Origin of the sequence: Saccharopolyspora sp. NPDC002686 (assembly GCF_040295745.1) — a bacterium.
Taxonomy (GTDB): Bacteria; Actinomycetota; Actinomycetes; order Mycobacteriales; family Pseudonocardiaceae; genus Saccharopolyspora; species Saccharopolyspora oryzae.
In genome coordinates this window covers 46,760-57,455 of the sequence record NZ_JBEOVY010000006.1, presented here as the reverse complement: position 1 = coordinate 57,455, position 10,696 = coordinate 46,760, and the positions used below count along the sequence as shown (strand labels likewise).

General features: G+C 68.4%; 9 protein-coding genes. 4 read left to right on the top strand and 5 right to left on the bottom strand.

Features of this window, described 5'->3' with window-relative positions; all coding sequences use genetic code 11:
* The 4 genes from ABTZ89_RS01865 to ABTZ89_RS01850 form a co-directional block, all read right to left on the bottom strand.
* On the bottom strand, positions 1 to 241 hold a 241-nt coding region (locus ABTZ89_RS01865; protein WP_351038964.1), incomplete at its 3' end, for a VOC family protein.
* Between the two features lie 33 nt (positions 242 to 274).
* Positions 275 to 1,768 (bottom strand): 5-carboxymethyl-2-hydroxymuconate semialdehyde dehydrogenase, encoded by a 1,494-nt coding sequence (gene hpaE, locus ABTZ89_RS01860; RefSeq protein WP_502949499.1) that lies wholly within the window; start codon positions 1,766 to 1,768, stop codon positions 275 to 277.
* Positions 1,769 to 1,770: 2 nt separating this feature from the next.
* The gene (dapA, locus tag ABTZ89_RS01855; RefSeq protein WP_351038960.1) at positions 1,771 to 2,748 is read right to left on the bottom strand and encodes a 4-hydroxy-tetrahydrodipicolinate synthase; all 978 of its coding nucleotides are present in this window, start codon (positions 2,746 to 2,748) and stop codon (positions 1,771 to 1,773) included.
* A 17-nt stretch (positions 2,749 to 2,765) separates the two neighbouring features.
* Positions 2,766 to 4,256, bottom strand: a complete 1,491-nt coding sequence (locus ABTZ89_RS01850) for a fumarylacetoacetate hydrolase family protein (protein ID WP_270953724.1) — start codon at positions 4,254 to 4,256, stop codon at positions 2,766 to 2,768.
* 118 nt (positions 4,257 to 4,374) lie between these two features.
* Here ABTZ89_RS01850 and ABTZ89_RS01845 point away from each other — a divergent pair, with 118 nt between their 5' ends.
* From ABTZ89_RS01845 to ABTZ89_RS01835, 3 genes are all read left to right on the top strand, one after another.
* Positions 4,375 to 5,049, top strand: a complete 675-nt coding sequence (locus ABTZ89_RS01845) for a GntR family transcriptional regulator (protein WP_351038957.1) — start codon at positions 4,375 to 4,377, stop codon at positions 5,047 to 5,049.
* A 214-nt stretch (positions 5,050 to 5,263) separates the two neighbouring features.
* Complete coding sequence (locus ABTZ89_RS01840) at positions 5,264 to 6,100, top strand: IclR family transcriptional regulator (RefSeq protein ID WP_351038955.1); 837 nt, start codon at positions 5,264 to 5,266, stop codon at positions 6,098 to 6,100.
* Positions 6,097 to 7,740: an HAL/PAL/TAL family ammonia-lyase gene (locus ABTZ89_RS01835; protein ID WP_351038953.1), complete on the top strand. Its 1,644-nt coding sequence runs from the start codon at positions 6,097 to 6,099 to the stop codon at positions 7,738 to 7,740. Before ABTZ89_RS01840 ends, ABTZ89_RS01835 begins: the two co-directional genes overlap by 4 nt.
* Before the next feature lie 365 nt (positions 7,741 to 8,105).
* Here ABTZ89_RS01835 and ABTZ89_RS01830 read toward each other — a convergent pair whose 3' ends face one another.
* On the bottom strand, positions 8,106 to 9,233 hold the full coding sequence (locus ABTZ89_RS01830; RefSeq protein ID WP_351038951.1) for an ROK family protein: 1,128 nt from the start codon (positions 9,231 to 9,233) through the stop codon (positions 8,106 to 8,108).
* A gap of 167 nt (positions 9,234 to 9,400) precedes the next feature.
* Here ABTZ89_RS01830 and ABTZ89_RS01825 point away from each other — a divergent pair, with 167 nt between their 5' ends.
* On the top strand, positions 9,401 to 10,696 hold the full coding sequence (locus ABTZ89_RS01825) for an ABC transporter substrate-binding protein (protein WP_351038949.1): 1,296 nt from the start codon (positions 9,401 to 9,403) through the stop codon (positions 10,694 to 10,696).

The window sequence follows — 10,696 nt, the reverse complement described above, 5'->3', positions numbered from 1 at the left end:
GGACGCGGTAGGCGAACGCCGCCGCGGCGGCGACCGGTCCCTTGCGCAGCACCAGGTTGTGGTGGATGAACTCCTCGAACGAGCGGAGGTAGATCGCCTCGTCGTCCTCCTCGGTGACCACCAGGCCGAGCGTGTCCACGTAGAACTCCCTGGAGGCCGCCAGATCGGTGACGACCAGGTCCAGGTAGGCGCAGCGGACGATGTCGGGAGGGGTGAGCTCTGATGCAGCCGAGACACTCATCGTTGAACGTTCCTTCGCATGCGTGACGCCGTGTCAGGCGCCGAACTTCGGGGTGTGGACGGGGGCCAGCGAGATGTGCATCGCCTGCTGGTCGGAGTAGAAGTCCAGCGACCGGTAGCCGCCCTCGTGCCCCAGACCGGAGGCCTTGACCCCGCCGAACGGCGTGCGCAGGTCCCGGACGTTGTGCGAGTTCAGCCAGACCATGCCGGCGTCGATGCGCTGCCCGAAGTTGTGCGCGCGCTCGAGGTCCGAGGTCCACACGTAGGCCGCCAGCCCGTACTTGACGTCGTTGGCCAGCTCGAGCGCTTCCTCGTCGCTGTCGAACGGGGTGATCGCCACGACCGGGCCGAAGATCTCCTCCTGGAAGATCCGCGCGGTCGGCGGCACGTCCACGAACACCGTCGGCTGCACGTAGTTGCCCGATTCGAGGCCTTCCGGACGACCGCCACCGGCGGCCAGCTTCGCCTCGGTCTTGCCGATCTCGATGTAGCCGGTGACCTTCGCGTAGTGCTCGGGGTGCACCAGCGCGCCGACCTCGGTGGCCGGGTCGTGCGGGTCGCCCACCTTGATGTTCTTCGCCCGCTCGACGTAGCGCCGCACGAACTCGTCGTAGATGGGCCGCTCCACCAGGATCCGGCTGCCCGCGGTGCAGCGCTCGCCGTTGAGCGAGAAGACGCCGAACACCGTCGAGTCGATCGCGGCGTCGAGGTCGGCGTCGGCGAACACCACGGCGGGGCTCTTGCCGCCGAGCTCCATCGACAGCGCCTTCAGCGTCGGCGCGGCGTTGGCGAAGATCAGCTGGCCGGTAGCCGATTCCCCGGTGAACGAGATCAGCTGGACGTCCTCGTGCTTGACCAGCGCGTCACCGGCCTCCTCGCCGATGCCGTTGACCAGGTTGAACACGCCGTCCGGCACGCCGGCCTCGCGGAAGATCTCCGGCCACAGGCTGGCCGACAGCGGGGTGAACTCTGCCGGCTTGAGCACCACGGTGCAGCCCGAGGCCAGCGCCGGGGCGAGCTTCCAGCTCTCCAGCATGAACGGCGTGTTCCAGGGGGTGATCAGCCCGGCCACGCCCTTGGGCTTGCGGTTGACGTAGTTGACCTGCTTGCCCGGGACCTTGTAGGTGTCGTCGGCCTGCGCAACGATCAGGTCGGCGAAGAACCGGAAGTTCTCCGCAGCCCGCCGCGCCTGCCCGAGCGCCTGGGTGATCGGCAGCCCGGAGTCGAAGGACTCCCACTCGGCCAGCCGCTCGTCGCGGGACTCGACGATGTCGGCGATCCGGTTGAGGACCCGGGCCCGCTCCCGCGGCAGCATCCGCGGCCAGGGGCCTTCGTCGAAGGCCTTGCGCGCCGAGGCGACGGCGCGGTCGACGTCGGCCTGCTTGCCGGCCGCGGCCTCGAGGTAGTTCTTGTTGGACACCGGGTCCAGGACGTCGAAGGTGGCGCCGTCGAGGCTGTCGACGAATTCGCCTGCGACGAAGTGCTGGAGCCGCTTCGGCAGGTTCTGCGGCACGTGCTGGTCGGTCATGGTCATTCCCCTCCGGTTGCGCGGGCGGCGATGGTGTCCTCGGCGTCGACCGGCGAGAGCTGCTCCGCGCCTTCGGCGAGCAGCGCGCGGATCTTGTCCTTGCCCGGTTCGGTCGGCGCGATCAGCGGCGAGCGGACGTGCCCGGAGCTGATCAGGCCGCGCTGCTGGAGCACCCACTTCACCGGCGCCGGGTTGGTCTCGACGAAGATCAGGTCCACCAGCGGGTGCAGGCCGTAGTGGATGTCCAGCGCTTCCTCCAGCCGCCCGGCGTGGAAGGCCTCGTACATCTTCTTCGTCGCCGCGGGCGCGATGTTGGCCGTGGCGCTGACGAATCCGGTGCCGCCGAGGGCCAGCAGCGGCAGGCACAGCAGCTCGATGCCGGACCAGACCAGCAGATCGCGACCGGCGGCCTTGATCACCCGGGAGAAGTGCTCGAAGTCCTTGGTCGTCTCCTTGATCCCGACGAAGTTCGGCACGTCGCGGTGCAGCCGGGCGACCGTCTCCGGCGCGATCTCCACCGCGGTCCGGCTCGGCACGTTGTAGGCGATGATCGGCAGGTCCGGGTACTCCGCGGCGACCGTCTTGTACCAGACGTACAGCGCTTCCTGGGTGGGCCGCGCGTAGTACGGCGTGATGATCAGCGCGGCGTCCACGCCGGCGTCGTAGGCCGCGCCGGTGAGCTCGATGGTCTCGTCGAGCTTGGCCGAGCCGGTGCCCGGCACGACCGGGGCCCGGCCGTCGACGGTCTTGAGCACCGTGCGGATCGCGTCCGCCCGCTCGGCGATCGTCTGCGCGCTCGGCTCACCGGTCGAGCCGCCGATGGAGATCCCGTCGGAGCCCTGCTTGAGCTGCCAGTCGACGAGGTTCGCCAGCGACGCGTGGTCGACCTCGCCGTCCGCGGTGAACGGGGTGACGACCGGCGCGATCGATCCGGTCAGTTCCTCGGGGCGGGTGCGCCAGGCACCCGGGGCGTTGCTCATCCAAATCCTCCTGCGAACTATGCGTCGGTGTTGGTCCGGTCGGCCTCGTAGCGCTTCCGCCAGTCGCCGGTCAGCGGGTAGAGGCCGTCGACGGCGGCGCCCTCGGCGACCCGCGCCGCGATCCACTCCTCCTGGGCCTCCTGCTCGATCGCGTCGTCGAGCACGTCGCCCAGCAGCGCCGGCGGGATGACCAGGACCCCGTCGTCGTCGCCGACGATCACGTCGCCGGGCTGCACGGTCGCCCCGCCGCAGGCGACGGTGATGTCGCGGTCCCACGGCACGTGGCGCCTCCCGAGAACTGCGGGGTGGGGGCCGGCGGAGAACGTGGGGATGTCGAGTTCGGCGACCGCGTTCCAGTCCCGCACGCCGCCGTCGGTGACGATGCCTGCCGCGCCCCGGACCTGGGCCCGCAGCGCGAGGATGTCGCCGACCGTCCCGGTGCCGCGCTCGCCGCGCGCCTCGACCACCAGCACATCACCGGGACCGAGGGCGTCGAAGGCCCGCTTCTGCGCGTTGTACCCGCCGCCGTGGCTGCGGAAGAGGTCCTCGCGGGCGGGCACGAAGCGCAGCGTGCGGGCCCGGCCGATCATCTTCCGACCGGGGCTGTTGGTGCGCACGCCGTCGATCGACACCTGGTTGTAGCCGTGCTTGCGCAGCTGCGAGGACAGCGTCGCCACCGCGACCTTCTGCAGCTTCGCCACCAGCTCGTCGGTGAGTTCGAACTCGGCCGGGAGCCCGGCTGCTTCGCGGCTCCCCCAGGCCTCGGCCCGCTGGTGGTCGTCGACCACCGGCTGCGCGCTGAAGTCCGGCAGCGGGACCGTCCCCTCGACCACGGTGGTCCGCAGCCGGCCGGTGCGGTGCTCGGTGCCCGGGACGTCCACCTCGACCTCGACGACGTCGCCCGGGACCACCACCGACGATCCGGCGGGCGTGCCGGTGAGCACCACGTCGCCGGGTTCGAGGGTGATCAGCTGCGACAGGTCGGAGATCAGCTCGCCGAACGGGAAGACGACGGTGCCCGCGGAGTCGTCCTGGACGAGTTCGCCGTTGACCCAGGTCCGGACCCGAAGCGCGGCCGGATCGATCTCGGCGGCGGGCAAGGATTCGGGGCCGAGCGGCGTGTAGCCGTCGCCGCCCTTGGAACGCAGGTTCGAGCCCTTGTCCGCGGTGCGCAGGTCGTAGGCGCCGAGGTCGTTCGCCGCGGTCACGGCCGAGACGTAGGACCAGCCGTCCTCCCGCGCGACCCGGCGAGCGGTTTTGCCGATCACCAGGGCGATTTCGCCTTCGAAGGCCAGCAGTTCGGCCCCCGGCGGACGCTCGACGGTCTGGTCCGTGGCCGCCAGCGAGGTCACCGGTTTGAGGAAGTACGACGGTTTGGCCGGCGTCCGGCCGCGTTGGGCGATCCGCGACGGGTAGTTCAGGTGCAGCGCGATCACCTTGCCCGGCCGCCCGACCAGCGGGTGCCAGGCCAGTCCTTCGACCGGAGAACGAACGTCGTCGTGCGTCATGACGAGGATCGTATATGATGACGTATCTGATATCAACGGTTCGAGCACACCGCCGGAGAGATCGGGACGCACCGCCCCCTCGGGCAAGATGGAGCGCACTTCACCGAAACGAGGCCCCATGACCACGGACGCACCGACCGGCCGCGGCACCACCAGCAAGTCCCAGCTGGCCTACGAATGGCTCCACGACCGGATCGTCTCGCACCGCTTCACCCCGGGCTACCGGTTGGTGCTGAGCCAGATCGCCGGTGAGCTCGGCATCAGCGCGGTCCCGGTCCGCGAGGCCATCCGCCGGCTGGAGGCCGAAGGGCTGGTCACCTTCGAGAAGAACATCGGCGCGCAGGTCGCCCTGCTGGACGAGGGCGAGTACGTCACCACGATGCAGACGCTCGCGGTCGTCGAAGGCGCGGCCACCGGCTTCTCCGCCCCGCTGCTGACCGCCGCCGACCTCGCCGAGGCGCGGGCGGTGAACCAGCGGATGCGGGAGAGCCTCGAGCACTTCGACCCGAGCCGCTTCACCCAGCTCAACGAGGAGTTCCACTCGGTCCTGTTCGCCCGCTGCCCGAACGAGCACATCACCGACCTGGTGCGCCGCGGTTGGGGCCGGCTGCGCATGCTGCGCAACTCGACCTTCAGCTTCGTCCCGGGCCGCGCGGTCGAATCCGTCGCCGAGCACGACAACCTCATCGCGCTGATCGAGAGCGGCGCCGATCCGATCGACATCGAGCTCGCCGCGCGCCGCCACCGCACCGCCACCCTCGACGCGCTCCGCCGGTTCCAGCGCGACCACTGACCCGACAGCTCCGGCCGGCGTTGATCCACTGTGGACTTCACCCGTCCGGTTTTGCCTCCCGAGACCCCGATGTCGCATTCGACGGCCTCGGCTCCGCAGCGCCGCGCGGCGGTGTCCCACAGCATGAGAACCGAGCTTGTGGAGCGGGAAACCGCTGGGGTCTCATGGGCGCGGTCCACGACGACGTGGCGGCCGCGCGGAAGGGCAGGGGGTCTTGACCGACGAACCGGTTCCGGCGTGGGGGCGGTCGATGTCCTCGCTCGAACGCGGACTCGCCATCCTGATCGCCATCGCCGACCAGGGCGAGGTGTCGGCCGCTTCCCTCGCGCGCCAGCTGGACGTCCCCCGCTCCACGGTCTACCGGCACCTGAAGGTGCTCTGCGGTCACCAGCTGGTCGAGGAGGACGGCGGCCTCTACACCCCCGGTTGGCGGGCCATCGGGATGTCCGGCCGGAACCTGACCAACACGATCCTGTCCAGCCTCGCCCTCGACGAGCTCGTCGACCTCTCGGCCGCGCTGGAGGAGACCGCTGTCATCACGGTCCGGACCGGGACCCACGCAGTGTGCCTGCGCCAGGTGCGCGGGCCGCGTCCCGACCACGTGTCCTTCCGGATCAACGAGCTGCTGCCGCTGCACGCCGGAGCTGGTCAGCGCATCCTGCTCGCGCACGCCTCCGCCCCGCTGCTGCGCTCGATCTTGTCCCGCAAGCTCGGCACGCCCACGGGGCTGCAGGTGGACCCGGAGTTCCTGCGCGCGGAGCTGCGGACGGCGCGGCAGCAGGGCTACCAGATCTCGCGCGGGGAGCTGCGGCGCGGCGCGCTGGCCATCGCCGTCCCGGTGCTGATCAAGGGCGAGGCGATCTGCTCGCTCACCGCGGCCGGGAAGCAGTCCCGCTGCGACCACCCGGAGTGGATCGAGCGGGCCGTTCAGCTCCTGCGCGCGAGCGCCGAGCGGCTCTCCGACCGGATCACCGCAGCTGATGAGCACATGGATTCCGGCGATGTCCCATCAGCTCCACCGTCCGACCGCCGACAGGAAGAGCGACCATGACCGAAGTGATCCTGGGTGCCCAGCGCCTGACCTTGGAAGACCTCGTCGACGTCAGCCGCGGCCGGCGCGGCATCGCGCTGTCCGACCGCGCGCTGGAGACCATGGAGCCGAGCGCGCGGTGGGTGGCGGGGCTGACCGACGCGATGCGCGCGGGCCGTCCGGTGGACGCGGTCTACAGCGTGAACACCGGATTCGGTTCGCTGGCGGGCAAGCAGGCGTTCGAGAAGGTCGAGGACGCCGAGGAGCTGTCCCGGCGGCTGATCGTCTCCAACGCCTGCGGCACGGGCGATCCGCTGCCCGAGGACACCGTCCGGGCGGCCATGGTGATCCGGGCGGCGTCCCTGGCGCGCGGCTACTCCGGGGTGCGCCCCGAACTGCCGCAACTGCTGGTGGACATGCTCCAGCGGGGCGTGTTCCCGGTCATCCCGCAGTACGGGTCCCTGGGGGCTTCCGGCGACCTGATCCAGCTGGCGCACCTGGCGCTGGTCATGACGCGTCCGTCCGGGGAGGACATCGCGGCCGACAGCGGTGAGGTGTTCCGCGGCACCGAACGCGTCTCGGGCGTGCAGGCGATGCAGGAGGCCGGGCTGGAGCGGATCGTGCTCGGCGCCAAGGAAGGGCTGGCGGCGACCAACGGGACTTCGTTCTCCTGCGCGCACGCCGCCCTCGCCCTCGCCGATGCCGAGGTGGTCCTGAAGACCGCGCAGATCACCGCGGCGATCTCCATCGAGGCCATGCGGGGGTTCGGGGACGCGTTCATCCCCCAGATCCACGAGGCGCGCGGGCACCGCGGGCAGATCGCGGTCGCCGCCCGCCTGCGCGAACTGCTCTCCGACAGCGGACTCGTGGACGGCGACGCCGACACCGACCCGGTGCGCAACCCGCCGCAGGACGCCTATTCGCTGCGCTGCACCCCGCAGGTGCTCGGCCCGGTGCTGGACGCGCTGGAGTTCATGCGCGGGATCGTGGAGACCGAGATCAACGCCGCCACCGACAACCCGCTGATCATCACCGAGCTGCCGCGCTCGCTGAAGGCGGCCTCCGGCGGCAACTTCCACGGCGAGTACCTGGCGATGGCCTCCGACCTGCTGGCCATGACGATGAGCGAGGTCGGCAACATCGCCGAGCGGCGCGTCTTCCGGCTCACCGACTCCAGCCTCAACCGGGGCCTGCCGGACTACCTGGTGGACTCGGAGAAGGTCGGCATGGACTGCGGGTACATGCTGCCGCAGTACCTGGCCGCCGCGCTGGTCTCGGAGTGCAAGACGCTGGCCCACCCGGACTCGGTGGACTCGATCCCGTCCTCGGCGAACCAGGAGGACCACGTGTCCATGGCCAACAACGCCGGCCTGCACGCCAGGGCGGTGGTCCGCAACGTGCGCGACGTGATCGCCATCGAACTGCTGATGGCCTGCCAAGCGCTCGAACTGCGGATGCAGCGGGAGGACGTGCCCCGTTCCGAGATCTCCTCGGCCGCCCGCGCCGTCCTCGACCTGGTGCGCGCCACCCCCACGGCAACGGGCCGAACGATCCCGTTCCTCACCCAGGACGTGGTCCTCAAGCCCCTGCTCGACGCAGCCGTCGACCTCGTCGCCTCAGGCGCCGTCCTGACGGCAGTCGACGAACGCCCCCAGTCCTAAAAGGACTCAGTACCCGGGTGAAGCCGCTCCACCCGGGCACTGGCCGCCGGAGCCCAGGGCGGTTCGCACAGGGCGACACCGGCATTCGTGACCAGTGCTGCGTTGTTTCCGCAGCCGCAGTCCTCGGCACACCTGCAGGGGAATTGCTCGGTCTGCATCGTTGCCATGGAGCCCGACGATGATCTTCAGCAAGCCCGGACCGCGATCAGTTGGTCCCGGCCTCCGTCAGGGCAGCGAGATCCTCACTAATGAAACGTCATGACCGACGCGTGAGCAGATAAACATTCTTCTGGTCGCGCACTCGGATGCGCTTCCGACCCTTTTGGATTTTCTTACGCTCCGTACAGCAAGTGGGTGGTGCGCCTCTATGAGGTGAGGTTGGCGCTCTGTCGGTCGAAGATCGTATCGAGTGCGACCCGTATGGCGCCGGTGAGGACGGCTTGTGGTCCAAGGGCGGACGCGGCGAGTTCGACGCGTAGGGGGCTGAACTGGGGTATCAGGGTCGCTGTGCGGCGGAGAAGCGGTTCGCTCTGGTGGGAGGTGGTGCCGCTGATGATGATGATGTCGGGGTTGAGCAGGCTGGCGAGGGTTCCGGTGACGCGCGCCAGTCGGTCTGCGAGACGCTCGACGATGGTGATTGCGTCCGTGTCACCGGCGGTGGCGGCGGCAAGGACGGCGTGTGCGTCGGTGGGCAGAACGTTCTGCGAGGAGCGTGCTTCGTTCGCCTGGGCCGCCCATTCGCGGGCGAGGGCTCCGATGCCCTTGCGTTCTCCGACACCGATCACCTGCGTCAGGTAGGCCATTTCGCCTGCTCCGCCTGCGGAGCCGGTGAGTAGTTGTCCTGCCGAGACGATCCCGGCTCCGAATCGTTCGCCGGCCAGGAGCGCGATGTAGTTATCAGTGCTCTCTGCAACGCCCGTGTCGCGTTCGGCGATGGCGGCGAGGTTTGCGTCATTGTGGACGGACACTGACCAGTCCACGCCGTCCAGCACTTCCTTCGGGTCGAGCTGGACTGTTTTCCAGAACGGGTTGTCGAAGGAGATGTGCCCGTCGGCCGCGATGGGGGCGGCCACGCCGAAGCATGCCGACTCGACAGCGTCGTGACGGATTCCTGCCTGTTCGATGGTCTGGTCGATCGCGGTGCGAACAAGGGCCGTGCGGCTCTCGTGGGACTGATCCGAGAACTCGCGTCGCGTGGTCGCGAGCCAGTGTCCGGAGAGATCGGCAACGGCGCAGGAGACAGATCGGTAGCCGACGTCAACGCCCGCTGCGTAGGCGCGGTGGGCGTTGAGGGCGAACCGGCGCACGGGTCGCCCGGTCGTCGTCTCCGGACGGGAGGTGGCCGGCACGATGAGGCCGTCGTCGATCAGCTCATCACAGATCAGCAGGACGGTCGCCCGTGTGAGCCCTGTCGTCTCGACGAGATCGTTGGTGCTCAGGCCAATGCGTGGGTCACTTCGCCAGATCTGCTCGAGAACAAGTCGGGAGTTCAAGCCACGCACCGCCCGCTGTGACCGCACAGCGCCTCGGCGGGACGTCACGGACATTTCCGTCTTCATGTGAACTCCAACCTAACTCGGCCTTGACACAGTAGCGCACCCCCGACTTTACTATGACCTGTATATATACACTCCATATTAATCTGAGCAAAGGAGCTCTCATGCCAGGCGCCGTGCACTTGTCCCGACGTCAGTGCCTCGGCGCGTCGGCACTGCTGCTGTCTGGATTGCTTTTCTCGGGCTGCGCCGCCCCCAGCACTGCGGCCGAGCCAGTGACGATTCAGATGGTCATCAACAAGCTCGAGATCGTCGACTACATGAGGGATGTCATCGACAAGTTCGAGCGGAGTCATCCCGGGATCAAGGTCGATCTTGTTCTGGGTGAGGCGGGATTCGTGCCCTCGCTGGTGAGGGACTCGCCACCGGATGTGACGACCCGAGGTTGGGCAGAAGCGTCCGCAAGTCTGGCGCAACGGGGGGTGTTCTCTGATCTGTCCGGGCTGGATGCTGCGAAGGCGGTCGAGCCGAAGTACCAGAAGCTCGTTGATGAGTGGGGTTCCTACGACCCCAACGCGACCGTCGCCCTCCCTTTCTCGGTGACCGCGGCGGGCGTGATCTACAACAAGGACCTGTTCAAGAAGTACGGGGTCGCCGTCCCAACCACCTGGGATGAGTTCAGGGCGGCGTGCGAGAAGTTCCAGGAGAACGGCGTGACGCCGATCTACGGCACGTATCAGACGCCTTGGACGATCGGTCAGGGGATGCTCGACTACGCGGTGGGAGGAACGACTGATGTCGCCTCGTTCTTCGCGTCCTTGAACAAGGTTGGGTCGAAGTTCGCCCCGAACGGGAACGTGACATTCAGCCATGCTTTTACGAAGGCGCTGCCCGCGATGGAGTACCTGCGTACGGTGACTCAGCCAAATGCTTCGTCCCAGACGTATTCGAACGGGAACGCAGCCATGGCCAAAGGCAAAGCGGCGATGTATCTGCAGGGCCCGTGGGCGCTGTCGGCCATCCATTCCATCAATTCCGAGGTGAACCTTGGTTCCTTCCCGCTGCCGGTGACGAACGATCCTGCCGACACGAAGGTGCGGGTGAGCGTCGACATGGCGATCTCCATTCCGGAAGGTGCGCGGCATCCGGAGGAGGCTCGCCAGTTCGTGGAGTTCTTGTTTCAGCCGGACATCATCAACAAGTACAACCGTGACAATGCTGCGTACTCCACGCTTAAGAACGCACCTTCGCAGGCCGATCCTCGCATCGAGGGGCTCACCTCATATATCGAGTCCGGCAAGTTCTACCAGGGAACGCTGACGTACCTACCGGTGTCGGTGCCGGTGCGGGCCTACGTGCAGTCCTTTGCCCTTGGGGGCGACGGTAAGACGTTCCTTCGAGCCATCGACGAGCAGTGGGCCCGTGTGGCCGCACGTACAACTTTCCTCGGGGAGCAGTAA

What these genes read in the sequence shown, in the direction of transcription:
- dapA (WP_351038960.1), bottom strand. Translation starts at nt 2,748, where the DNA reads ATGAGCAACGCCCCGGGTGCCTGGCGCACCCGCCCCGAGGAACTGACC.
- ABTZ89_RS01845 (WP_351038957.1), top strand. Translation starts at nt 4,375, where the DNA reads ATGACCACGGACGCACCGACCGGCCGCGGCACCACCAGCAAGTCCCAG.
- ABTZ89_RS01835 (WP_351038953.1), top strand. Translation starts at nt 6,097, where the DNA reads ATGACCGAAGTGATCCTGGGTGCCCAGCGCCTGACCTTGGAAGACCTC.
- hpaE (WP_502949499.1), bottom strand. Translation starts at nt 1,768, where the DNA reads ATGACCGACCAGCACGTGCCGCAGAACCTGCCGAAGCGGCTCCAGCAC.
- ABTZ89_RS01825 (WP_351038949.1), top strand. Translation starts at nt 9,401, where the DNA reads ATGCCAGGCGCCGTGCACTTGTCCCGACGTCAGTGCCTCGGCGCGTCG.
- ABTZ89_RS01850 (WP_270953724.1), bottom strand. Translation starts at nt 4,256, where the DNA reads ATGACGCACGACGACGTTCGTTCTCCGGTCGAAGGACTGGCCTGGCAC.